24 protein-coding genes and 2 pseudogenes are annotated in these 22270 nt (G+C 70.2%); 9 read left to right on the top strand and 17 right to left on the bottom strand.

What is annotated here, in order from left to right:
• Window positions 1-35: 35 nt before the first annotated feature.
• The 4 genes from C2L59_RS46920 to C2L59_RS01370 all read right to left on the bottom strand — a co-directional run bounded on the left by C2L59_RS46920 (window position 36) and on the right by C2L59_RS01370 (window position 3611).
• Window positions 36-254, bottom strand: a complete 219-nt coding sequence (locus tag C2L59_RS46920; RefSeq protein WP_146060255.1) for a hypothetical protein — start codon at window positions 252-254, stop codon at window positions 36-38.
• Window positions 255-563: 309 nt separating this feature from the next.
• Window positions 564-1604 (bottom strand): FAD-dependent oxidoreductase, encoded by a 1041-nt coding sequence (locus tag C2L59_RS01380; protein WP_103347662.1) that lies wholly within the window; start codon window positions 1602-1604, stop codon window positions 564-566.
• Between the two features lie 13 nt (window positions 1605-1617).
• The gene (locus tag C2L59_RS01375) at window positions 1618-2631 is read right to left on the bottom strand and encodes an alcohol dehydrogenase catalytic domain-containing protein (protein WP_199198854.1); all 1014 of its coding nucleotides are present in this window, start codon (window positions 2629-2631) and stop codon (window positions 1618-1620) included.
• A 161-nt stretch (window positions 2632-2792) separates the two neighbouring features.
• Window positions 2793-3611: a LysR family transcriptional regulator gene (locus C2L59_RS01370; RefSeq protein WP_103347660.1), complete on the bottom strand. Its 819-nt coding sequence runs from the start codon at window positions 3609-3611 to the stop codon at window positions 2793-2795.
• 57 nt (window positions 3612-3668) lie between these two features.
• Here C2L59_RS01370 and C2L59_RS50200 point away from each other — a divergent pair.
• Window positions 3669-3800, top strand: a pseudogene (locus C2L59_RS50200) (FAD-dependent oxidoreductase); the annotation flags it as partial.
• 161 nt (window positions 3801-3961) lie between these two features.
• Window positions 3962-4483, top strand: coding sequence for a DinB family protein (locus tag C2L59_RS01360; RefSeq protein ID WP_103347659.1), 522 nt, complete (start codon window positions 3962-3964; stop codon window positions 4481-4483).
• 103 nt (window positions 4484-4586) lie between these two features.
• Here the strand turns inward: C2L59_RS01360 and C2L59_RS01355 are convergent, their stop codons facing one another.
• The 3 genes from C2L59_RS01355 to C2L59_RS01345 form a co-directional block, all read right to left on the bottom strand.
• A complete protein-coding gene (locus C2L59_RS01355) occupies window positions 4587-5810 on the bottom strand; it encodes a multidrug effflux MFS transporter (RefSeq protein ID WP_146060253.1) in 1224 nt (407 codons plus the stop codon).
• Between the two features lie 68 nt (window positions 5811-5878).
• Window positions 5879-6769, bottom strand: coding sequence for an alpha/beta hydrolase (locus C2L59_RS01350; protein ID WP_103347657.1), 891 nt, complete (start codon window positions 6767-6769; stop codon window positions 5879-5881).
• Between the two features lie 21 nt (window positions 6770-6790).
• Window positions 6791-7990: an NAD(P)/FAD-dependent oxidoreductase gene (locus C2L59_RS01345; RefSeq protein WP_103347656.1), complete on the bottom strand. Its 1200-nt coding sequence runs from the start codon at window positions 7988-7990 to the stop codon at window positions 6791-6793.
• A gap of 132 nt (window positions 7991-8122) precedes the next feature.
• On the opposite strand from C2L59_RS01345, the gene C2L59_RS01340 reads away from it, so the two are divergent.
• On the top strand, window positions 8123-9025 hold the full coding sequence (locus C2L59_RS01340; RefSeq protein ID WP_199198853.1) for a LysR family transcriptional regulator: 903 nt from the start codon (window positions 8123-8125) through the stop codon (window positions 9023-9025).
• Here the strand turns inward: C2L59_RS01340 and C2L59_RS01335 are convergent.
• A complete protein-coding gene (locus C2L59_RS01335; RefSeq protein ID WP_103347654.1) occupies window positions 9009-10223 on the bottom strand; it encodes an MFS transporter in 1215 nt (404 codons plus the stop codon). The genes C2L59_RS01340 and C2L59_RS01335 overlap by 17 nt on opposite strands.
• 167 nt (window positions 10224-10390) lie before the next feature.
• Here C2L59_RS01335 and C2L59_RS48515 point away from each other — a divergent pair, with 167 nt between their 5' ends.
• Together C2L59_RS48515 and C2L59_RS01325 are read left to right on the top strand one after the other, a co-directional pair.
• Window positions 10391-11014: a hypothetical protein gene (locus C2L59_RS48515; protein WP_233223205.1), complete on the top strand. Its 624-nt coding sequence runs from the start codon at window positions 10391-10393 to the stop codon at window positions 11012-11014.
• Between the two features lie 359 nt (window positions 11015-11373).
• Window positions 11374-12339 (top strand): SDR family oxidoreductase, encoded by a 966-nt coding sequence (locus C2L59_RS01325; protein WP_103347705.1) that lies wholly within the window; start codon window positions 11374-11376, stop codon window positions 12337-12339.
• Between the two features lie 231 nt (window positions 12340-12570).
• On the opposite strand, the gene C2L59_RS01315 is transcribed toward C2L59_RS01325, so the two are convergent.
• Window positions 12571-12960: a DUF6262 family protein gene (locus tag C2L59_RS01315; protein WP_199198852.1), complete on the bottom strand. Its 390-nt coding sequence runs from the start codon at window positions 12958-12960 to the stop codon at window positions 12571-12573.
• 111 nt (window positions 12961-13071) lie between these two features.
• Between C2L59_RS01315 and C2L59_RS01310 the strand changes: the two genes are divergently transcribed.
• Window positions 13072-13374, top strand: coding sequence for a hypothetical protein (locus C2L59_RS01310; protein WP_146060252.1), 303 nt, complete (start codon window positions 13072-13074; stop codon window positions 13372-13374).
• Window positions 13375-13429: 55 nt separating this feature from the next.
• Window positions 13430-13762, top strand: a complete 333-nt coding sequence (locus C2L59_RS48510; protein WP_370444703.1) for a hypothetical protein — start codon at window positions 13430-13432, stop codon at window positions 13760-13762.
• Window positions 13763-14023: 261 nt separating this feature from the next.
• Here the strand turns inward: C2L59_RS48510 and C2L59_RS01300 are convergent, their stop codons facing one another.
• Window positions 14024-15067, bottom strand: coding sequence for a DMT family transporter (locus tag C2L59_RS01300; protein ID WP_146060251.1), 1044 nt, complete (start codon window positions 15065-15067; stop codon window positions 14024-14026).
• Window positions 15064-16095, bottom strand: a complete 1032-nt coding sequence (locus C2L59_RS01295; protein WP_103347650.1) for a TauD/TfdA family dioxygenase — start codon at window positions 16093-16095, stop codon at window positions 15064-15066. The genes C2L59_RS01300 and C2L59_RS01295 overlap by 4 nt, the downstream gene beginning before the upstream one ends.
• A 475-nt stretch (window positions 16096-16570) precedes the next feature.
• Here C2L59_RS01295 and C2L59_RS01290 point away from each other — a divergent pair, with 475 nt between their 5' ends.
• Window positions 16571-17557 carry a helix-turn-helix transcriptional regulator gene (locus C2L59_RS01290; RefSeq protein ID WP_146060250.1) on the top strand — a complete coding sequence of 329 codons (987 nt, stop codon included), beginning with the start codon at window positions 16571-16573 and terminating at the stop codon, window positions 17555-17557.
• A gap of 166 nt (window positions 17558-17723) precedes the next feature.
• On the opposite strand, the gene C2L59_RS01285 is transcribed toward C2L59_RS01290, so the two are convergent.
• The 6 genes and pseudogenes from C2L59_RS01285 to C2L59_RS01260 all read right to left on the bottom strand — a co-directional run bounded on the left by C2L59_RS01285 (window position 17724) and on the right by C2L59_RS01260 (window position 21005).
• Window positions 17724-17945 carry a hypothetical protein gene (locus C2L59_RS01285; protein ID WP_103347648.1) on the bottom strand — a complete coding sequence of 74 codons (222 nt, stop codon included), beginning with the start codon at window positions 17943-17945 and terminating at the stop codon, window positions 17724-17726.
• Window positions 17942-18484, bottom strand: a complete 543-nt coding sequence (locus C2L59_RS01280) for a hypothetical protein (protein WP_103347647.1) — start codon at window positions 18482-18484, stop codon at window positions 17942-17944. Before C2L59_RS01280 ends, C2L59_RS01285 begins: the two co-directional genes overlap by 4 nt.
• A gap of 218 nt (window positions 18485-18702) precedes the next feature.
• Window positions 18703-19065: a DDE-type integrase/transposase/recombinase gene (locus C2L59_RS01275; protein WP_158263014.1), complete on the bottom strand. Its 363-nt coding sequence runs from the start codon at window positions 19063-19065 to the stop codon at window positions 18703-18705.
• Between the two features lie 45 nt (window positions 19066-19110).
• Window positions 19111-19989, bottom strand: a pseudogene (locus C2L59_RS01270) (transposase).
• A gap of 336 nt (window positions 19990-20325) precedes the next feature.
• On the bottom strand, window positions 20326-20691 hold the full coding sequence (locus tag C2L59_RS01265) for an IS3 family transposase (RefSeq protein WP_103347645.1): 366 nt from the start codon (window positions 20689-20691) through the stop codon (window positions 20326-20328).
• Window positions 20688-21005 (bottom strand): transposase, encoded by a 318-nt coding sequence (locus C2L59_RS01260; protein WP_103347644.1) that lies wholly within the window; start codon window positions 21003-21005, stop codon window positions 20688-20690. Before C2L59_RS01260 ends, C2L59_RS01265 begins: the two co-directional genes overlap by 4 nt.
• A gap of 834 nt (window positions 21006-21839) precedes the next feature.
• Between C2L59_RS01260 and C2L59_RS01255 the strand changes: the two genes are divergently transcribed.
• Window positions 21840-22265, top strand: coding sequence for a hypothetical protein (locus C2L59_RS01255; RefSeq protein WP_103347643.1), 426 nt, complete (start codon window positions 21840-21842; stop codon window positions 22263-22265).
• Window positions 22266-22270: the final 5 nt, after the last annotated feature.

Raw genomic sequence — 22270 nt, 5'->3', positions numbered from 1 at the left:
AGCGGTTCCAGAACGCCATCTGCGCATGCCTCGACCTATCGGCGGTCGTCGAGGGCATCAACCGGGCGCAAGCGGATCGAGCGGCCGCTCAGGCGGAACTGATGGCGATCGGCGAGCCGGCGGGACTCGGCGAGGCCGAGGTCTACGCGATGATCGACTCGCTCGGCAACATCGGGGCTGCGCTGGCCGACAGTCAGCCGGGCCGGCTGCCTCAGCTCTACCGGGACTTGCGGCTTGACCTGCGGTTCGACCACGAAAAAGGAAGGCGAGCGGGACGCCGACGGCCGCGGCGCCCGCGGTCGTCGCGGTGCGGGCCAGACCGGCGTAGGTTTCGCTGTGCGCGACCGATTCCGCCAGCAGCGCGCCGAGCGACGAGGCGACCCCGACCCCGACGCCGCCGACGATCTGCGCCGCCGCCAGGAACCGGACAGTGCGCTTCTGCGTGCGGGCGACCGACGGCTCGGCCAGCCACTGCGCGGCGGGAATTTCTTGTGGAGCGACCATGAAATCCGAGTTCTCCGGGTGGTTCAGCCGAGCGGCGCGAGAGGGCCAGGACGTCGGCTTCAGGTATGACTGACCGCCAAGTGGCGCGTGACGGCTTCGGCGGCGCGCTGACCGGCGGCCAGCGCACCCTCGACGTGTCCGGCGTAGTCGGTGGCCGTCTCGGTCGACGCCCAGTGCAACCGGCCCTCCAGCGCGGGGCGTCGAAATCCCGGGTGCCCGAACAGGCCGTAGTCGGTCAGGCGGTCCACTTCGGACGGTGACGTCCACTCCTCCCGGCTCCAGTCCCGGACGTGGAGTGCCACCGGCCGTCGCGCGGCCGGCCCGAACAACCGCGCCAGCTGGTCCACGACGGCCTCTTCGAAACCGGGCCCGGCGAGGGCGGCGGGCGCGAACCCGAGCAGCGCGGCCGGATCGCCGTCCGGGCCGGACATGTCGTGGATCTCCTCCAGCGGCCCCACCCGGCTGTAGGCCGCGCCGGCCAGCCTGTCCCGCCGCCAGAACGCGTCGGCGTAGCCGGCCACGACCTTGGCCACGGCGCCCATCCACACCGGCGTCGCCGAGGCCAGCCGGAGCAGGTCCGCCGGCAGCGCGCCGCCGAAGTCGATGCGCCGGGCCGCCAGCGCCGGCGGCACGGCGAGCACGACGTGGTGTGCGTGGTGGGTTTCGGTTTCCGTCGCCACCTCGAGCAGGTCGCCGGCGGGCCGGATGGCGGTCACCGGGGTGTTCAGCCGCACCACGCCGGGTGCGAGCCCGGCCGCGATGCCCGCGGCCAGGGTGGCGCCGCCGCCGGTGTACCGGTGCGCCGGCACGTCGATCGGGTTTCCCCGCAGGACCTGCACCCCGGCGGCGTCCTGGAAGACCGCGTTGCCGGCCAGGTGCTGGGGGAACGTGCCGAGGCCGAGCCGGGCCACCCAGGCGCCGACGCGGGATTCGCCGTCCCAGAACCAGGTCGTTCCCAGGTCGAAGGGACCGGTGCCGAGGATCCGGCCACCCACCCGGTCCCGGGCTTCCAGGCAGCGGACGTCGTATCCGGCGCCGGCCAGTGCGGTGGTCGCGGCCAGCCCGGCGGGCCCCGCACCGACGACGAGTACGCGAGTCATGAGCGTTTCCCTTTCACGGGACGAGGACCTTGCGGAAGCGCGCCCGCCCGGCTTTGAGGTCGTCGAGCGCGTCGGATGCGTCGTCCAGCGGAACGGGCTCGACCCACGGGCGCACCCCGGTGGCCACGGCGAACCGCATGGCCTGCTCGGTGTCCACCGGGCTGCCCGTGAGGTGGCCGGTCACGGCCCGGGCGTGCATGACGAGCTTGCCCAGCGGCAGCGACACGGGCGCACCGTCGAGACCGGCCACGACGAGGCGTCCGTGCGGGGCGAGGCCGTCGAGCAGGCCGGCCAGCGGGGCGGTGCTCGACGCCGTGGACAGGATCAGCCGGCAGCCGCCGAGCTCGCGCAGCACCTGGCCGGGTTCGTCGCGCGATCCGTCGACGTAGTGGTGCGCGCCGAGGTCCGCGGCCGTCTTGCGCTTGTCCTCGCCGCGCCCGACGGCGACGGTCTCGAACCCCATGGCGGCGGCGAACTGCACGGCCAGGTGCCCGAGGCCGCCGATGCCCACCACCGCGACGCGGTCGCCCGGTTGCGCGCCACCGTGCCGCAGGGCGGTGAAGGTGGTCACCCCGGCGCAGCCGAACGGCGCCGCGATGTCGAGCGGCAGGGCGTCGGGGACGCCGGCCAGGGTCGTCGCCGGGACCGTGATCGTCGTCGACCAGCCGCCCGGGTAGGACAACCCGGGGATCCGGCGCCGCGGGCAGTGGACGACGTCCCCCGAGCGGCAAGCGGCGCAGTGCCCGCAGCTCCCGCCGAACCACCCGGCCGTCACCCGGTCGCCGACCCGCCACCCGGCCACCTCGGTGCCGGTTTCCGCGATGACACCGGCGATCTCGTGCCCCGGCGTGATCGGAAACCCGGCGGGCGGCGAGGAATCGGCGGCCGTGCCCGCGTCGGCGCCGCAGACCCCGCAAGCGCGGACGTCGACGCGCACTTCCCCGGCCTCGGGCGGTCGTGCCGTCACCGGCCGGACCGTCACCGTTCCGCCGGCCGCGCGCACCTGGGCGGCACGGTGCTGATCCACGAAATCACTCCTGATCGTCGAAGCCCGGATTCGCGCGACGCGATTGGGAAGCCTCGCCGATCGTAAGGAGCGGCGGGACATCCCGGTAGAGCACCGAAGTGAATGTCCGTATAACCCGCGCTTATACCTCGGTTTCATGGCGCGGAAACCCGCTGCTCCGGTCAATCCCCGTCTGCGGCCGGGACCACCTCGGCGGAGACCGCTTCGGCGAGGACGCCGACGAACTCCTCCAGGTCCGCGGCCGACGGGTTTTCCCGGTCCCAGACGGCTTCGTAGGCGATCTCGACCGGGATCCCGCCCCGCACCAGCGGGCGGTACCCGGTGTGCCGCCCGGAGATCTTGGACCGGGGCAGGAGCGCGGCGCCCACGCCCAGGCCCGCCCACTCGTCCAGGACCCGGTAGCTGGACGCCTTCCCCGGGTAGGTCCGCAGCGCCAGGTCGTGGGAGTGGAACAGGTCCGTGGTGAAAGTGGTGAGACCGCAGGAGTCGGGGACGAGGATGTAGTCGGCGTCGGCGGCGGCCCGCAGCTCGAGCGGGCCGTCGGCGGGGGCCGCGGCCGGGTCGATGACCACCACGGGCTCGCTCGCGATGACCCGCTGGCGGAAGGCGGGCATGGCCTGCACGGCGGGCACCAGCGCGATGTCCAGGTCGCCGGCCTTGAGCGCCTCCCGCAGCAGGCCCAGGTCGGCTTCCCGCAGCACGAGGCCGCGCGGGCGGGAAAGGCCGCGGGCGGCGTCGAAGGCCCGCGCGACGAGGTCGGCGCCGATCAGGGGTGAGACACCCATGCGGATGGTGTCGGCGGCCGGCTGCGCCAGCCGCCGCGCCTCGGCCACCACCGAGTCGAGCGTGCCGAGCGCGTGGTCGATCACGGGCAGCAGCCGGGCTCCTTCCGGGGTGGGTTTGACCCCGCGCGGTGAGCGGTCGAACAGCTTGACGCCGAGTTCCTCCTCGAGCCGGGCGACGCCGTTGGAGGGAACCACGCATGCCGCAGCCTGACGGCCGCACTGTCGTCGTGATCGGCGCGGGGCGCCGCGTGGCTCACCGCTGCCACCGCCCTGACCGACGCCGCGTGCGACACCGTGTGCCTGGAGGCCCGGCACCGTTCCGGTGGCCGGCTGCTCGGCACGCGCCCCGGCGGCCTCGATCTGGGCGCCACCTGGTTCTGGGACGGGGAAGGGCGGGTGCGGGCCACCTCGGTTTGGACGTCTTCGACCAGTACCTCACCGGCAGCGCGCTCTACCAGGACACCACCGGCACCCGGCCGGCGGCCTCCGGGCGGCCCGCGATGTCCTGGCCCGCTCGTCGTCCCCGATCACGCAGAGGTGAGTCCATGTACGAAGTCGAAGCCCTCCTGCGCGAGTACGACCGTGCTCGCGCCTACACCGACGACCTGTGGAAGGACCTCACCGCGGACGAGGTGGTCTGGCGTCCCAGCGAGAACTCCAGCGCGATCGGCTGGCACCTCGGCCACCAAGCGCACGTCGCGCACTTCATGGTCCGCAACCTGACGGCCGCCGAGCCCAGCCCCGACCCCGAGCTGGACGGGCTCATGGACTCGGCGAACCCCGAGCAGTTCCGCGGCGCGCTGCCGACGATCGACCGGCTGACCGCCTTCCGCGACACCGTTGCCGAACGCGTCCACGCCCGCGTCGGCGCCATCGCCGCCGGACAGGTCGGCGCCCCCGCCCAGCTCACCGTCGTCGCCACCGCCCTGATCAACCACGAGTACCAGCACGACCAGTGGATCGGCGAAGTCCGGGCGGACGACCTCGGCCACGTCCTGCCACCAGACCCGGACACCGGCCAGGTCTCGCGCCTGGACGGCTACCTGGTCCTCAACCCCTTCGCCTGAGACCCACGGCGCGCGTAAATCAAAGGCGACAAGGGAAACCGGAACCACGCCCCTGCCGGCCGGACGCCGGCCGGTGGTCACGCCGGCGGGCCGCCCGGGCTCCTCACGGGTGCGCTTCCGCGTGCCGCAGCCGGGTGCCGAACACCGTCACCAGGGTGGCCGCGGTCGCGCAGCAGGCCATTCCCACGACCATGGCCGTGGTGATCGAGCCGGCCGCCGACAGCAGCGGGGCGAGCAGGCCGGAGCCGAACTGCAGCAGTCCCAGCACCCCGGAGGCGGCGCCCGCGTTCGAGCCCTGGTTCGTCAGGGCCATCGCCGTGGCGCCCGGCACGATCATCGACACCGAGGACACCGTCGGGAACAGCACGATCAGGAAAAGCCAGGCCGGCGCTTCCCGCACCGTGACGACGAGCAGCAGGACGGCGCCGGCGGTGGCGATGGCCGAGCCCAGCAGCAGTGCGCTGCGGGCGCCCTTGCGGCGGACCAGGATCGAGGCGATCGAGGCGGCCGCGACCATGCCGCCGGCCATCGTGGCGAACGCGAAGCTGTACTGCTGGGCGCTCAGCCCGAAGTGGTGCTGGAGCACGAACGGGCTCATCGAGATGTAGCAGTAGAGCATCGCGCTGCTCAGCGTGAGCACCGCGGCGTGCGTGAGGAACCGGCGATCGCCGAACAGGGCGGCCAGGCCACGCGCCGACAGCGGGTGCGGGGCCTGCCCGCGCGCGGCCGGTGGCAGGCTTTCCGGCAGGGTCGCCGCGGACCCGGCGAGCAGGGCGAAGCCGAGCAGGCAGAGGACGACGAACACGCCCTGCCAGCCGGTCACCAGCAGGAGGCCGCCGCCGGCCAGGGGGGCCACGACCGGGGCGACGCTGCTGATCACCGCGAGCAGGGAGAACACCCTGGCCGCGCCCGCTGTGTCGTAGAGGTCGCGAACGATCGAGCGGGCGATGACGATCCCGGCGCCACCGAAGGCTCCTTGGGCGAACCGCAGCACCACCAGGAGGGGCAGCGAACCGGCGAACGCACAAGCCAGCGAGATGATCGCGTAGAGCAGCATGCCCGTCAGCAGCGGCCTGCGCCGGCCGACGCGGTCGCTGAGCGGGCCGACCAGCAGCTGGCCGACGGCCAGGCCCACCATGCAGGCGGTGACGGTGAGCTCGGCCCGCGCCGCGTCGGTGCCGAGGTCGGCGGTCAGCGAGGGCAGCGCCGGCAGGTAGAGCGCGATCGAGAACGGGCCGATGGCCGAAAGGGCACCGAGCGCGATCATGGTCGTGGCGCGCAGCTTCCCGCCGCGCCGCCGCCCCACCCAGGCGTCTGTTGTGGACACTGGTGCCTTTCGATGGAGTGCGGCCGCGCCCCGGGAAGATCGGGGCACGGCCGCACGCGACGGACGGATCAGGCCGACAGCGCCTTGGTGAGCCAGGTGGACGAGCGCGAAATGATCTCCGGGAAGTGGTTGGAGAGGATCTCGTAGTGCTGCCCCGGGAACTCGATCAGCTCCTTGGGCTCGGGAACGCGCTCGAACATCTCGCGGGCCTCCTCGACCGGCGCCACGGTGTCCTCGGAGGCGAGGATCATCAGCAGCGGCTGCTCGATGCGTTCGGCGTAGGCCCGGACCTCCATCTCGAAGAGCCGGTCCAATGTGGAGATGGTGATCGCGTTCTTGAAGCTGGGCAGGTGGTGGATCTGCTTTTCGACGAACTCGATGCCCTCGTGGTCGCTGAACATGACCGGGTTGCCCGGGGTGGCTTCGCCGTGCAGGCGGATGGTCATGGCCGGCTCGCCCTGGGCCTGCTTCAGGCGGTCGACCGGGATCAGGGCCTCCAGCTCCGCGAGGGTGTCGGCAAGCTGCAGCTGCCGGGCGCTCCAGCCGCTGACCGGCGGGATGATGGCGACGACGGCCTTGACCCGGCGGTCGGTGGCCGCGACGAACATCGAGTTGGCGCCGCCGATGCTGACGCCCCACAGCCCGATCCGGTCGCCGTCGATGTCTTCGCGCAGGATCATTTGCGTGAGGACGTCGCGCAGGTCGCGGCACTGCTGCCACGGGTCGAACTGCTGCCGGGGCTCGCCGTCGCTGTAGCCGGTGCCGCGGTGGTCGTAGGCCAGGCAGGCCACGCCGTGCTCGGCGAAGCCCTTGGCGTTGCCGTAGGACGACTCGGCCGGTCCGCCGAGGCCGCCCTGGAGCACGACCAGCGGGTGCGGGCCGCCTTCGGCGGGGAGGAACAGCTTGCCGCGCAGGACGTTTCCGCCGACGGTGAGTTCGACGTCTTCTTCGGTGGCCATGGTGGTGCCTCTCGTGGGGGTTCAGCGGCGGACGACGGGGATGTCGTCCGGGAGGTAGTCGTGGTCGAACGCCCGCGGGTCGGCGGAGGCCCGCAGGATCGGGAACACCTCGGCGCGCATGTTCGCCTCGAAGTCGCCGATGGCGGTCAGCAGGTCCTTCTCCCCGCGGGCGGCGTGGCCGAGTTCGGTGGCGAGCACGGCCGCGTCGCGCAGGGCGCTGTTGGCGCCGGCACCGAAGGTCGGCGGCATGGCGTGGACGGCGTCGCCGAGCAGCGTGACCCGGCTGGGCGCCCACGGTTCGGCCGGTTCGAGGTGGCGCAGCGAATTCGGGACGATCGAGGCCGGGTCGACGCGGTCGACGAGCTCGCGGATGGCCGGCGCCCAGTCCCGGACCGCCGAACGCATCTCCTCGTGCAGGCGGCGCTGGTCACTGGCGAACAGCTCCGCGTCCGGCAGCCGGGCGCTGAAGTTGACCATGAAGTACGTGCCGACGGGATCGAGTTCGACCCCGGGGGCCAGGTCGGCGACGGCTTCGTCGAGGGGACGGCGCGGGTCGAAGAGACCGAAGCTGAAGGTCGTCCCGCCCGGGCCGGTGGCGAGGACGAATCCGTCGAGCAGCGGCGGCGGAAGCTCGGCCAGCAGGTCCTCGTCGACCGGCGCGATCGAGTACATGCCGCGCATCCCGGTGTCCCGGACGACGACCTCCGGCAGGCGCAGGCCGCGGATCACCGAGTTGATGCCGTCGGCCGCGACCAGCACGTCGCCCTCCGCGGACGATCCGCCGGCGAACCCGAGCCGGACCCGCTCGCCGTCGAGCTCGTAGCCCGTGACGGTGTGCCCGAAGTGCAGGACGTCGCCGAGACCGGCGCACATGATCTGCCGCAGGGTGCGGCGGTTCACGGCGGTGTGCGGTCGCTCGGCGTCGTTGGGCGGCCCGATGTGCGGCCGCGCGCCGAGCTCGTCGCCGAGGTGGTCGATCATCGTGAACGTCTCGCGGCGGGGGTTCTTGCGCGAGGTCTGCATGTAGAGCTCGAAAAGGTTGGCCGGCAGGCACTGCTGCAGGGCGCCGCCGCCGGCCGCGTTCATGTGCAGCCGGTACCCCGCGCGGCCGATGCCCGGCGTCGCCTCGTAGAGCGCGCAGCTGATGCCGTTGCGGCGCAGTCCCTGCGCCAGGCACAGGCCACCGATACCGCCGCCGGCGATGAGTACGTGAAACGACATGCTCTGACCTCTTGGGGATCTCGACGGGAGCCGCGGTTGGTGATCACGAGTATTTCGGCGCGATCGGCAGTGGAGGAAGACGAGAAACTTCGGCTAAGGTATCGACCGCATCAATAACCGGAGGTGGCAGCGGTGGCCCTCGATCTCAACCTGCTCTTGGCCCTGGACGCGCTGCTGCAGGAACGGAACGTCTCCCGGGCCGCGCGGCGGCTGGGACTGAGCCAGCCGACCGTCAGCGCCTCGCTCGGCCGGCTCCGGCGGCACTTCGACGACGAGCTGCTGGCCCGCGTCGGCAACCACTACGTGCTGACGCCGCTGGCCGAGCGCCTGATCGAACAGAGCGCCCAGGCGCTGGCCTGGACGCACCGGGTTTTCGAGAACCGGGCCGACTTCGACCCGGCCGCCTCCACCCGCGAATTCCTCGTCGTGGCCTCGGACGCGCAGCTGCCCGTGTTCGGGCGGGCGCTGGCCGAGCTGCTACGGCGCGAGGCACCGGGCGTACGCCTCCGTTTCCTGCACAGCACCTCGGTCGTCGTCCTGCACGCCCAGGACCAGCTCCGCAACGTCGACGCCTTGGTGCTGCCCCAGGGCATCCTCTCCGGACTGCCCAGCTTGGACCTCTACCGCGACCGGTGGGCGTGCCTTGTCTCGGTCGACGACGGCCGTCCGTCCGAACTGGACATCCACGAGCTGCGCCGCCGCCCGTGGGTCGTGCCCTACTCCACGACACCCGTGCAGTCCATGTTGCACCGGTTGCGCGCCGCGGGAGTGGAGCCGCAGGCCGCGGTCAGCACGGAAGATTTCCTGGCCGTGCCGTACCTCGTCCAGGGAACCGATCGGATCGGGCTGGTGCCCGAGCGCGTGGCCCGGCTGACCGCGGGAACCTGCGGCCTGGCGATGGCGCGCCTCCCGTTCGAGCTCGGCATGCTCGTGGAGGCGCTGTGGTGGCACCCGATGAACGAGCCGGACCCGGGCCACGTCTGGTTCCGCGACGCGGCGAGCCGGGCGGCGGCGTCGATCAGCGATCCGCTGTGACCCTCGTCAGCCGGCGAGCGAGGACCGCGACCACCAGGGACAGCACGCCCGCGGCGCAGATCGCCCCGCCGAGCCCACCGACGACCCCGGTCAGCGCGAGGATCACCAGCGGGCAGGCGAACTCGCCGAGGAACAGCGCGGCCAGCCAGAACCCGGTGCCCCGCCCGCGCTGCGCGTAACTCAGCCCGGTGAGCGCCCAGGACAGCAGCGACGGCAACGTCAGCCCGCTGCCCAGGCCGGTGACGAACGTGAACACCACGACGACGGGCACCGACGGCGCCAGCCCGATCCCGACGTAGCCCACCCCGAGCAGGACGAAGGCGGCGGGCACGAGCACCCGGGTCCCCAGGCGCGAAAGCCGGCCGAAGCACCAGGCCACGACCGTGCTCGACAGCGACGACAGGGCGCTGATCAAGCCGATCGACGACGACGAAGTGACCCCCAGGTCGTCGAGCCGGTAGGACAGTTCCACCACCGCCACGTAGAACAGCACCCCGCCGGCGAGGGTGACGCCGACCGGACGGGCGAACGAGCGCCACGGCAGGCGCGGCAGCTGCTCGACGCGCCGGCCGGCCACCGGTTTCCAGAGCACGACCGGTGCGAGCAGCGCCAGCGGGATGCTGACGAAGTAGAGCCAGAACGGCGTCCGCCAGCTCGCCGCAACCAGGACCCCGCCGACCGCGATGAAGACCGTGGCCGCCATCGTCGTGGTGACGACTTGGAGACCGAGCATCCGCTCCCGGGCCCGGCCGTGGAAGTAGTCGGCGAGCAGGGCGGTGCAGCAGGTCATGATCGCGGCTTCGGCCAGCCCGACCAGCACCCGCGAGGCGAGGATCAGGGTCAGCGAAGACAGGTACAGCGGCGCGGTCCCGACGATGGCGTACAGCACCAGCGCGACCGTGAGCAGGCCGGTGCGCCCGACGCGGTCGGCCACCCGCCCGGCGAACGGCGCGGTCAGCCCGATCACCAGCGCCGGAGCGGTCAGCACGAGCGGCACCAGGGCGTCCACGCCGGGGGTACCGGCGAACGCCCGGGTCATGGACGGCAGTCCGGGAGCGAGCAGCACGGCCCCGAGAACGGGAAGACAGGCGGCGGCGAGCAGGACGGCCGCCTGCACCGGCCCGGCGGGCCGGCCCGTGCGCGGGTTCGCCGGCGCGGTCGTCGTGGCGACGGAACGATCGGACGTGATCTCGGCCATGAGGCCTCCCAGCGACGTCGGGCGGTCATCGTCGACCGCCGCGTACCGCCGAGATTGACAGGTGCCCCAGCTCGCACACAGACGAGAAACTTTGCCCTATCGGCTCCGTCTATAGCCTCGGGGCAGCAAAGTTCAGCGTTCGGGACGAGGCCCGCGACGACGCTCGGATGGCCGGCGAAGGCGTTGGTCGTCACGACCGAGACGCGGCGGCCGTCGAACTGTCCGGTGCTGCCCTCGGCGAGGTCGCCGAGCAGGAACGGCACCAACGGTGCGATGACGGCGGCGACCGCCCCTCTGCCGGCCGCGTAGGCGGAGACGGCGGGGAACCGGACGGGCCGCCGGACGACGCGTTGACGATCGCGCCGCCGCTTTGGTGGCGCATCACCTCGCTCGCGGCGGCTTGGCAGAGCAGTCAACCGACACCGTGCGGCGAATCGCGTCCGCGCTTTCCCGCCACGGCAACGCTTCGTGGCAAAGACCTCGCGGACGGCCGGCAAGGCAGCTCGGTACGAGCGATCCTCGATAACCCGCGATACACCGGCTACGCCATAGTCGGACAGTGGACGAAACACGAGACACTGCTGGCCCCGGAAGACGTTGCCGCGGACCACATGGATGCGGTTCAACCACGCGGTGCCGGACAGGATGGTGCGGCGACCGTTTCCGTGAATACCTTCACGCAGCCGCAGTTTTTGCGCCGGTCGAAGTCAGCAGGCGGATCGAAGACGGCACGAAAGGCCGAGCGAGGCGCCCGAACCACCGCACGGTCATATCTGCTGTGCGCGGACTGATCCGATGCGGGAGTCTGCGGCCGGAAGATGCAAGGAGCCACGATCCCGAAGGGCGTGCAATACCGCTGCACCTCGCGAACCATGGCGCCGGGCTCACTGCCATCCGAAGACGGTCAACCTTGCGCGAAGGCGTGGTCGTCAAGGCGCTCAACGGATGGCCTCACGTCCGGCGGCCTCCGTGCCCACGCTCCGGACACCCGGCGGCCTGCCGCTCGGTGCCCACTTCATCGCCCCACCCGGCGACGAGCCGGTCCTGTTGCGGCTCGTCGCTGGGCTCGAGCAAACGCTGCCGTGGGCGGACCGCGAGCCTCCCTTGTTCCAGCAAGACACCCGCACATCCCTTGAGGTTGGAGGAACGAATGCCGCGCGCTGACCAGTCCCGCACCCCCGGACGTGAGGTCTTCCTGACCGGAGCCACCGGCTTCCTCGGTGCGTTTATCCTGGCCGAACTGATGGAACGCACGGAGGACACCGTGCGCTGCCTGGTGCGAGTGGCCGACGAAAGGCAAGCCACCGAACGGATCCACGCAGCACTGGCCGAGTTCCGCATCCGCCCGGAGACTGGAATGCCCGGGTCGTGGCGGTCCCGGGCGACCTCTCCCAGCCGTTGCTCGGCATCCCCGAAAGCACCTTCTCCCAGCTCGCCGAGCGGCTGGAGCTCGGCGAACTCGGTGTCCACGAGGAGGACCCCCTCCCGGCGGCACCCATCCCGCACGGCTACGTGCAAAGCAAGTCGGCCGCTGCTGCACGGCTCCCTCGAAGCCGGCGTCGTCCCCGACCACGACGAAACCCTCAACATCAGCCCGGTCGGCTTCTTCAGCCGGGCACTGGTGCACATCTCGCTGAACGACAAGAACCTCGGCAAGACCTACCACCTGGCCAACCCGGCCGGTGAGCCGCTCACCGACCTGTACGACCGGATCCGCTCCTTCGGCTACCGCATCGAGCAAGTCCCGTACGAGACGTGGCGCGAACGCATGAACCGTGCGGTGTCGCAGACGAGCCCGGCCTGCTCGGCGCTCCCCCTCATCCCCGACCACCCGGCAGTCGAGGCGGCACGCCACCCCGCGATCGACTGCACCCGGGCCTTCGCGGCACTCGAGGGAACCGGCATCACCTGCCCCCCCCTCGACGAACAACAGGTCCATCAACAGCTCGCCTACATGGTCGAGGTCGGCTTCCTCCCCTCGCCCGATCGGATCGAACCGAACACCCGCTTGGCCGGCGCCGATGTCCTGATCGGAGTTGACCGGGCCGGGCCCACCGGTCCGGTCGGCAGCACAGGTGCAGCGGTGTTGCTCATGGGACATCGTCGGCCCCGGTGAAGGCGGAGACCATAATCCCGACCTCACCCCTGTCGGTCTCACCGGCGTCCGTGGCCGCGGCCGGCCGCACAACGAGCTCAGCCTCCGCCTCAGAGATGACGGCAACGACATCTACGCCAAGCACGTGGAGGGCACCCGCCACGCCACCACCACCCGCTACGACGGAAACCGCTCGCGCCTGCCACACCTCGATCGACCTGGGCGCCCTCATCCTCTGTCTTGAGGCCAGGCCTACGCTGATCGTCGACGAAAGAGGACACAGCGCGGCAGAACGTGCACTTGGTCACGGGCTCCGTCGGAGATCTGAGTCAGGTCGACGAGCTGTGTTTCGAGGTCAGCGAGGCGTTTGTCGAGGAACCGGTTGTTCGAGCGGGCGGCGTGGAGCTTCTCGCTGAGGTTGCCCGCCGCGGTGATCGCCGTGGCCATGAGTGTCTTCGCGTCGGCGTTCTGGTACAGGAAAGTGCGCGACACAGCTGCCCGCCGGGCCACGGTCCGGTAGGTGATCGGGATCCGGACGCGCCGCATCGCCTGAAGGGTTTCCCGGACTCGGTCGAGCTTGACTTCGATGCTGCGGCGCCGGGCCTGGTTCGCGGCGCTGATGCGGGCGGATTCCGTGCTCACGCGTTCTCCTGCTGCGCGCCGAGAGCGGCGAGGTCTGAGATCCGGAAGCTGGTGCTCCAGAGTCGGTGGAAGTAGTCCCGCGGGCGGCGCAGGTCCACGCTGGAGGTGTCGGTGCTGATTCACCGCCGATGCCGGCTCTCGACGGACGGGCTCGAGGCACCGATCGAGCTCGAGGCCGGCGACATCGCCCTCCTGACCGGGCGCTCGTGGCTGTGCGCCAAGGGCGGCACCGGCGAGGGCCCGCTCGTGGCGTTCGCGACCAGGCGCTGCCGCCGGTGGCACTACCCCGATTCGGCCGCGGCCGCCCTGCGCGCGTGGGGTCGACGGCTGGTCGAGGAGGTGACGGGCAAGCGGACCGGCGCCACCTTCGCGGTTCGCCGGCGGGTCAGGAAAACCCAGGGGCGTGACAGCTGACTCACGGCGCATTCCGCCCGAGCGTCCGTAAAGCTGCGCGAGCCGCCACGGCCGGGTGTACCCCAAGTCACAGGTCGCGCGGTATTCTGCGGCACGAAAAGTGCTCGGGGCACTCACCCGGGGGAGGGGTCGCTTCGTGGACGCTGGTGTGCGCGCCGAAGGGCCCGAAGCCGCCGATGAGCTCCGTTCTCTGAATTCCTGGCTCGCCGACGTCGACGAGCTGCGGGGCGCCGTCCGACGCCGTGCGCATGAGCCTCGGCCGGGCACACTGGGGCCGGTGCTGGACGCACTCGCCGTGGCGCTCGGGCCCGCGGGGGCGGTCACCGCGTTCGCCACCACGCTGATCGCCTGGCTGCGTACCCGGCGGGCGACGTGCGGATCATGGTGACGCTGGACGGCGGCCGCGTGGTGGAGCTGACCTCGCGCAGGCGACGGGCGACGCCTCTGACCTGTGGTCGGCGTCCGCGGTCAGCGACTGACACAAGCGGCAGGTTAGCTACAGCGCGAAGTAGAGCTCAGACACGAGGGTGGCCGGTTCGCTGGTTTGGGCACTGGCCAGCGCCAACCAGACCCTGGGCAGCCCCTCCCGCTCACACCGAGCTCGACGTGCTCGCGCTGCGGCGCCTGGTCGCTCAGCGGCCGATGCTGCTTACCGAGCTCGTCGCCGAGGACCTGCGCGTCGGCCGTCCCGAGCTCGAGGACGGCGCCATCCGGGCATTGCTGGAGCAGGTCGGTCTGGCCGCCGACTTCGCGCAACGCCGTGTCGAGTCGAGGTCTTCACAACCGGGTCCGACGTCCGTACGTCGGTGACCAGCATCGCGGTCACGATCAGCGCGGCTCCGAGCAGGTTCAAGGTCGTGAAGCGGTCGTCGGCGAGCCAGTAGCCGAACAGGCCGCCGAAGACGGGCTCCAAGGAGAGGATGACGACGATGCGGTTCGGGGGTGCAGTGGCCTGGGCCTTTGTCTGGACGAGAAAAGCGAGAGCCGAGGCCACCAGCGCGGTGATGATCAAAGCGATCCACGTCTGCGTCGAAGCCGGGGACGCGATCTCTCCTGAAGTCTGAGCCCAACCCAGTCCGAGCAGCCCGACGGTGGCGAGCTGCACCAGGGTCAGGCGGCCGGCATGCGACGTTGGGCTCGTCCTGCTGAGCACGATGATGTGCACCGCGAACGCCATCGCGCAGCCCAGCACGAGGATGTCACCGCGATGGGGTTGGACGCCGCGCAGTGTGACGAGTGCCAGGCCGGCGGTCGCGAGCACGATGCTGCAAACCTGCTGCCCGGCGGGCCGCACCCGGAAGACTGCGAGCAGCAGCAGCGGGGTGAAGACCACCGACATACCCGTGATGAAGGCGGCGTTCGACGGGGTCGTTGATCCTAATCCCGCCGTCTGCAGGGCGTAGGCCGCGAACAGGACACAGCCGGCGATCATCCCGCCGAGGATTTCCTTCGCCGTGATCCGCCGCAGAGTGGGGACGAGTGCCACCGCCATGATCAGCGCCGCGGAGGTGAACCGATAGGCGACGAACGCAGATGGGTGGAGTGTGGTGACCGCGTCGTGGATCGCGACGAATGTCCAGCCCCACACGGCGGTGACCAGCACAAGGGCCAACTCCCAGATCTTGCCTCGGAACCGCCACGGCCCGGTGGCCCGATCCGCGGTGGCATTGGGGACGTCTGCGGTAGGGGTCATCGTGCCGTCGTGCCCAGTGACAGCACCGGTGCGCACAGATAGTTCGTGTTCGCCTGGAGCATGGGGAGGACCTCGCGGATCGACGTTACGGCGAACAGCCGCTGCAGCCAGCGGTCGGTGCCGTCGTACCGCGGGTCGAACGCCGTCCGGCCGTGCACGACGACCCGGTTGTCGAGGATCGCGACCGACCCCGCTGCGAGGTCGTGCTCGTGCCGCACCAGTTGCAGCGCCTCGTGCAGCGCGTCCATCGCGCGCCGGGCCCCGGCGTCGAGGGGCATCGTGTCGTCGTAGTCCACCCGCAGGGTCGGCTGCTTCTGCGGCCCGGTGAGCAGTGGGGCCGGGTCGAGGTAGACCCGCTCCACCGCGCCGCGGCAGAAGGACGGGGCCAGCCGGGTACGGAACCGCGGCTCCCGCAGGACGCCAAGGTCGACCGGGCTGATCTCCGGCAACGCCTCGAGGACCGAGCTGGTGATCAGCCGAGCTTGCCGGTCGGGGTCGGGGCGAAGGCAGCTCAGGCCGAGAAAGTCGGGCAGGCCCGGGTGGAAGGCATTCTCGGTGTGCAACTCGAAGTGCACCGATCCGGTGTTCTGCTGCTGGTTCTCCTCACCGGGCACCGGGCAGATGTCGTGTACCAGGGCGCCGTTCTTCTCCTCGGGGTACGAGATGGGGTCGCCGAGCCGGGACAGCAGGAGCAGCAGCGCGGCAACGCTCGGGGCGCATGCCGTGGCGACCGAGTTGGCGACCATCGGGGTGGGCGGCAGGTCGCCGACGGGCAGGCCGTGCACGACCAGCACGCCCCGGTCGTTGCCGTAGCGGCGGAAGTCCTCCAGCGCGGCGAGCAGCCGCTCCGGCAGTTCGCCGCTGAGGATCCGCGCCCGGTCGACGGCGTGCGAGCTGTTCACGTCCTCGACCTGCGCCCCGAGCTTTCGGAACGCCGCACCGGCCCACCCTGACTCGGCGAGCGTCAGCGAGAGCGAATCGATCGACCGCTTGCGGTCATCCGGTTCCTTCAGAATGGAAAGTACCATTACCTCGCCTTTCAATTTGTGGCCCCATCAAATTGTAGTCCAATTTCTCGAGGACCGGTCCCCGGGCAGATCCACTACAATCCTCGCCGAATTCGCGTGCACTTTTTTCACAGTGACGCGCACTCGGACCACCCTGTTCGCTAAAACATAGAACTCAAAGGGAACGCAGCTGTACTGCCAGTCGATCCGGACCCGGCGACGCGCCGTCCGCGTACGCGAAACGTCTCATGCCGCAGCTCGGACGGCAAGAATCGAACGCCGCCATCACGGTGATGGCCAGGGCCCCAGCAACGCCGTGCCCGCTCGGCTCCGGCCGAGGCCGTAGTAGCCCTGGGCGGGGAAGGGTTTTCTCTGGTGCATTGTTTTCATCCCCTCGCCAGCACCTGGTCACTGTCGAGTGTCCGCGGCCGGACGGATTCGGGGAACTTATTCGAATGTTGTCGAATCCACTGCCAGACCGGTAAGATCCGTGGGCGTGATTGTGGTCGCTCTGGACACCGCCAGCCTCGCCCGGACCCGGTTCGCCTTGTCCCCGGCTGCCGAGCTTGTCGCGTGGCTGCGCCTGACCGCGTCCGGACGACCGCACCCGGTCCACGGCGATCCCGGGCCGCAGGCCCGGTCCGCGCTCGACGACCCCGACGTCGCGCTGGCCGCTGCCGTACTGCCCGACGGGGACGTGGGCTACCTCCCGGACCTGCTCACACCGAAACCACCGCCCGGCCCGCCCACGCACGTACTCGCAGGGCAGCTCGAACTGGTCGAGGCGACCCCCCACGAAACGGTCCTGGCCCAGGTGGCCGGGCGGCGGTTCGGCGGCGGCCCGATCCCGCGCCCGATCGCTGCCGCCCTCGATTCCGGCCACTTCGCCCGGCGCATGGCCGCCGGACTGGCCACGTTCTGGTCGGCCGGCCTCGCCGACGGCTGGCCCACGCTGCGCGCCGCGCTCGACGCGGATCTGGCATGGCACGCCCGCGCGCTGGCCGTGCACGGCATCGGGTCCGTGCTCGGCTCACTGCACCCGTCCATCCGGTTCACCGGCAGCGAACTCCACGTGGCGAAACCGTACGACGAGCGGACCCGGTTCACGGGCGACGAACTCGTGGTCGCGCCGTCGCTGCTGAGGTGGCCCCCGGTCAGCTCCCAGTTGTGCGACCCGGCCAACGCGGTGCTCGGCTATCCCGCGGTCCCGTCCCGGGAAGAAGCCGCCGAACCGCTCGCTGCATTGCTCGGCGCGACCAGGGCGACCTTGCTGCTCGACCTGGACGTGGCCCGGTCCACCACCGAACTGAGCGCCCGGCACGGACTGTCACCGGCGACAGTCTCCTACCACCTAGGCGTGCTCCGGCGCTCTGAGCTGGTCACCGCGGCCCGCAACCGCCGATTCGTGCTTTACCAACGGAACCCGCGCGCCGAATCCCTGCTGTCCACCGGCGCCGACGCGAGCGAACTCGCCGAACGCTGATCCGCCGACACGGGTTCGTTCAGCCCGACGTAGGCGCCCATTCCGGTGAGGATGTCGGCGAGGTCCGCGTATCAGAGAGTGAGCGGCGAGCCGGCCAGGTAGCGGTACCGGCAGTGCGCACGACGACCTTCGGCGAGGTCGAGCGCCAGTCGGCGCCGGGGGGAAATCAGCTGGAGCTTCCGCCTTCGACCACCACCGCGAGCGTCGGCTTCGCCCGGATGCAAGTGGCGGGCTCGTCGCCGCCCCGCAGACCGGTGATGCGGTCGGAGCGCAGGAAGCCGATATCGCTGACGCCGGCAGCCTCGCACCGCGCCACAATCTCAGCGGCATACGTACGTTCAGCCGCCGAGCGGACCACCACGACATGCTTCGGGGCCCACCGCTTCATCCGCGAACGCGCACACACCTGGCCGCCAGGACCCCGTCCCCGTCGCGACCCGGTTCCGCCCGGGCGTAGCCGACGATCAAGGCAGCGGTGAGTGGCGGCACGGCCCACTGCACCCACCCCAGACTGCGCTCGGCGCGCACCAAGCGTCGATGACGTTCGGCGTCCAGGTCGGCCTCGGTCGTGACGTCGCCGTCCAAGGTCGCGTGCTGGATCTGTTTGCCCACAACGTAGCTGTAGGTGGACGCCGCCATGGCCGCCACGGTGGTCAGGGACTTGACCGCGGTCGCGGGCCGGACGGATCGACAGTGGCGGCGCCGCGTCTTGACCGTGCCGGCGACGCCGATCAGGTGAAGGGCGATGGCACCGGCTCCGACAGGTGTCCACCGGGACCACCCTGTACTGGTGATCCGCGCCACCGCCACCCGATCCGCGGCTCGCGCCGCCGTCCCGTTCAGCCCGACCGCGCCCATGAGCGCTCCGCCGAGCCACACGGCCAACCCGAGGTCGCGCTCACCTCGCCAGACGATCTCACGGTTCATCGGTGCCTGCACTCCGTCTACGGCCGTGGCCCCGAGTACCCACCTCCGCGCGCGTGAACGCCTCGACTGGAGCGCCCCGGCGATGGTGGAGGCCGGTCGGGTTGGTTCTAGACCGCTGCTCCGGCATCAGTGGCCGTGGCGTGGAATGTCCGCTCGTACTCAGCCGGAGGAACGTTCCCGCAGAAAGAATGTAGCCGTTCGGCGTTATACCAAGCAACTCATTCCATGGTGGCGAATGTCACGTCCGTTGCGTTCTCCCAATTTCCTCGGTAGTCGATGAGCTCCTTCTTGTACAGGCTGTTGAGCGATTCGGAAGCAGGATTGTCGTAGGAGCCCTCTGTGCTGCTGACCGAACGCGCCACGCCGATCTGGTCGAGCCGTTTAGCGTAGCGAATGGATGTATATTGAATGCCTTTATTGGAATGTTGGACAAGACCGTCAATGCCGCCTTCGGTGCTGCCCCCGCGTGCCCAGATCGCCATTTCCAGGGCGTCGAGTGCGAAGTCGGCGCCCAGGTGGTCAGCGACCTGCCAGCCGACGATCCGGCGGGAGTACAGGTCCTGGACGAACGCGGTGTACACCCAGCCGGCCGGGTGGCGACGTAGACAGCCCACGCCGGTCAGATGTCAAGTCCCGGCCGCTGCTGTTGCAGGTATTGGCCAGGCGGCGCTGTCGTCCCAAGGCTGTTTGTTGGTCATGCACCACCATAAGCGGCCGAGGAGTTTGTTGGCGAGGTTACGCAGCGCGGCGTTGTGGTGGTCTCCGGCGGCTCGGCGCCGGTCGTAATGGGCGCGTGCTCCAGCGGATTTGGTGAGGGCGGAGAAGGCCCACCAGTGGCACGCGTCGCCGAGGCGTTTGTTGCAGACCTTGCGGGCTTTGACGTAGTGCGATCGTCCGGACGCGCGGGTGACGGGCGCGTGCCGGCGAAGGCTCGCAGCCCTGCGGCGGTGGTGAAACGTCAGGGATCGTCACCGACTTCCGCCAGGACCCTGGCGGCGAGCACAGGTCCCGGGCCGGGCGCGTTCGGGTGGAACTCCAGCAGCACCGAACGCAGCCGGCTGACGGTCTGGTTCAACGCCCAGATCGCCTCTTGATGCTGGCGTGCCAACGCCTTGATCGCCAACGCGTGTTCGCTGATCCCCGGCAGCTGCCGGTGCATAGGCCGGTCGGTGCGCAGAATGTTCGCCAACACGGTCGCGTCGCCGGGGTCGGACTTTCCGCGAGCCTGACCGTGCCGCTCGCGGTAGCGGGCGACTGCGCGCGGGTTGATCGGATAGACCGGGAACCCGGCGCCCGACAAGGCGACCACGAGCAGGTTCTTCTCAGTCTCAAGTGCAACAGGGATCTGGGCCGGCTCACCGTGTTCGGCAAGCATGCGCACGAGCGTCGAGAGCCCTTCCGCGCCGACGCCGAATACGTTGCCGGGCAACAACTTTTTCGTCCTCGTCGACTAACGCCACGTCATGGTGCCCTTCGGCCCAATCGATTCCACAGGCAATGGCCACACGTGCCTCGCCTTCTGCCCGCTACCGGGTGCGGTGAGCTCGAGGCTGATGCGGCGACCTAATGGACAGCGCTCGACGGCGCGGCATCTCACAAGCCGATCATCCGGCCCCGGGGTGGCTGGCAGGGTCACCGTCTACCTTCAGATCTCTGACGTGTCGCGTGAATCAACAGCAGTGATCACCTGCAGCCAGCTCAGCAACACTCTGCACCGGATCAGTGATATCTCAGGGACCCCTGCCAGCCACCCGCACCGTGTCGAGCCGGAACCCGACTCTCCCACTAGGTGATGTCCGCGACCCACAATTCATTTACCCGCGTCGCTGTGAACTCACGTTTCAACAGGTCAGCCTGTCTGCCGGTCTCCGCTGCCGGGCGGGTCGTGCGCGGGGAATTGTCCCGCGGCAGCCCGCGCAGCCCGCTCTCGCGCATGAGCCGCTCGACGGTGCACCGGCCACATCCACGCCGTGGTGGTTCAGCTTGGCCCAGACTTTCCTGACCCCGTAGACGCTGTAGTTGTCCTCGTGCACCTGCTCGATCTTCTCGGCCAGCACCCAGTCGGATGCGGCGCGGGCGGACTCGGGTCGGGTCTTGGCGGCGCAGTAGGTCGACGGTGCGATCTGCGCGGGCGTGCCCTCCAGCGCCCGCAGGTCCGGCTGGACACCGTGCTCCTTCCGCTGGGAGTCGACGAACTCGACCTTCATCGCGAGGGACGGTCCAGCTCCGCTGCGAAAAAGGACGCCGCTGACTTCGGGAACTGGTTCGCCCGGCGCAGCTCACGCACCTCACGTTCCAGCTCGGCGACCCTGGCCGCTTCTGCCGAGGTCGTGCCCGGCCGTGCCCCGGCGTCGGTCTCGGCCTGCTTCACCCACGTCCGCAACGCCTCCGGGTGCACACCGAGCTGGTCGGCGATCCGTTTGATCGCCCCACCGGCCGACGCGGGGTCTCGCCTGGCCTCGACCGCCGGACGCGTGGCCCGCTCCCGCAACTCCTCCGGGTACTTCCGTGGTGCCGCCATGACCGTGAATCCTCCGGGTGTTCGATGTCTCCATCAACGCGGGGCGGGACAAGGTGCTGCAGGCCGCCTTCGGCGGGCTGGCGGTCGGGCGGGTGATGAACCCGCACGGCTGGACCCCGGCCGGAGGCCACGGCGCTGCGGTTCGCGGTGACCGACGAACGGCCTCAGCTGCTGCTGTGGCGGGCCGATGTGCTGCCGGGTGAGCTACGCGCGCCCGGTTCGAATGGGACCGAGGCGCCCAGCGATGACTGGATCAGTGACGTGATGTCGATGGGCGGTCCGCCACCTCGAGGCAAGCTCACCTTCCGCTTGCCACCGAGAATTCGCCTACTTGTACACCGATGCAGGCAACGCCGAGAACCACGACGGTTGCCCGCACGCGCAAACGTTTCGCGCCCACCCTGTGGATAATCCACAATCGCGGTATTTTCCGTGAAAAGTGATCGCAAAGTGCACACCCTCGGATCAGCGAAAGCCACCGAAGAGGTTTCACCCCTCTGCAGCAAATGGTGTCACGAGAAAGCCTCAACTCACACCGAAGGAAGCTACCCCCGGTGCGCCCGACCACGATCGACACGATACTTCGCTACTCCACCCGGGAGAGGAACAGCGAAATTCGCCCACAAATGACACCCGTTGACCTCAGGCAATCGTCACGGTTCGGCGACGTCGTTTATCGGCCTCTTGTGCGCGTGCCACATGAGGCGCAACCTGTGTGGACCGTGCCAAGTGGACAGTTCACGACCGGCACGTCCTCCGAGAAAGCACAGAATGCTCGCGGTGTCACGACGTTCCTGGCAGGGTAGGTGACACCGAGGGTGAAATGGAGTTGTCATGAACCGCACTCGTTTCTTCGCCACCGCCGCGACCCTGGCCCTGCTGCCGGGAATGGTGCTGGGAGCTGGTATCGCGTCGGCCACCAGCCAGCAGGTCGAACTGGACGCGGGCACCGCCAAGCTCGTCGTACTGGCCCGCCAGCTGCAAGACCTCAACGCCACCGCCCGTACCGCCACCGGCGTCCCGATCACCGGGTTGCACGTGGTGTTCACCGGGCCCGCCAGCAACACCGGCACCGGCATCTTCCTGTGCGCCGCCTACACCGACAGCTTCGGGCGGGCCAGCTGCAACGCCAACATCCCCGACCCGGTCACCACGGTCAACCTCCTGGCCAACGGCTACGAGGCCAACTCCGACGCCACCAGCCAGTACCTGCCGGCCACCTCCGACGGCACGATCGTCCCGGCGGTGGGCGACATCTGACCGCA

The sequence above is a fragment of the Amycolatopsis sp. CA-128772 genome, from assembly GCF_002904295.1.
In the GTDB taxonomy this organism is placed as follows: domain Bacteria; phylum Actinomycetota; class Actinomycetes; order Mycobacteriales; family Pseudonocardiaceae; genus Amycolatopsis.
Note: the sequence above shows the minus strand (reverse complement) of the source record. Positions and strands in the feature narration are given on the sequence as shown.

Bases quoted from the DNA above. Each gene is read 5' to 3' on its own strand.
- C2L59_RS01380 (WP_103347662.1), bottom strand. From the start codon at position 1,604: ATGACTCGCGTACTCGTCGTCGGTGCGGGGCCCGCCGGGCTGGCCGCG.
- C2L59_RS01360 (WP_103347659.1), top strand. From the start codon at position 3,962: ATGTACGAAGTCGAAGCCCTCCTGCGCGAGTACGACCGTGCTCGCGCC.
- C2L59_RS01350 (WP_103347657.1), bottom strand. From the start codon at position 6,769: ATGGCCACCGAAGAAGACGTCGAACTCACCGTCGGCGGAAACGTCCTG.
- C2L59_RS01345 (WP_103347656.1), bottom strand. From the start codon at position 7,990: ATGTCGTTTCACGTACTCATCGCCGGCGGCGGTATCGGTGGCCTGTGC.
- C2L59_RS01335 (WP_103347654.1), bottom strand. From the start codon at position 10,223: ATGGCCGAGATCACGTCCGATCGTTCCGTCGCCACGACGACCGCGCCG.
- C2L59_RS48515 (WP_233223205.1), top strand. From the start codon at position 10,391: ATGGCCGGCGAAGGCGTTGGTCGTCACGACCGAGACGCGGCGGCCGTC.
- C2L59_RS01325 (WP_103347705.1), top strand. From the start codon at position 11,374: ATGCCGCGCGCTGACCAGTCCCGCACCCCCGGACGTGAGGTCTTCCTG.
- C2L59_RS01300 (WP_146060251.1), bottom strand. From the start codon at position 15,067: ATGACCCCTACCGCAGACGTCCCCAATGCCACCGCGGATCGGGCCACC.
- C2L59_RS01295 (WP_103347650.1), bottom strand. From the start codon at position 16,095: ATGGTACTTTCCATTCTGAAGGAACCGGATGACCGCAAGCGGTCGATC.
- C2L59_RS01285 (WP_103347648.1), bottom strand. From the start codon at position 17,945: ATGAAGCGGTGGGCCCCGAAGCATGTCGTGGTGGTCCGCTCGGCGGCT.
- C2L59_RS01280 (WP_103347647.1), bottom strand. From the start codon at position 18,484: ATGAACCGTGAGATCGTCTGGCGAGGTGAGCGCGACCTCGGGTTGGCC.
- C2L59_RS01265 (WP_103347645.1), bottom strand. From the start codon at position 20,691: ATGAAGGTCGAGTTCGTCGACTCCCAGCGGAAGGAGCACGGTGTCCAG.
- C2L59_RS01260 (WP_103347644.1), bottom strand. From the start codon at position 21,005: ATGGCGGCACCACGGAAGTACCCGGAGGAGTTGCGGGAGCGGGCCACG.
- C2L59_RS01255 (WP_103347643.1), top strand. From the start codon at position 21,840: ATGAACCGCACTCGTTTCTTCGCCACCGCCGCGACCCTGGCCCTGCTG.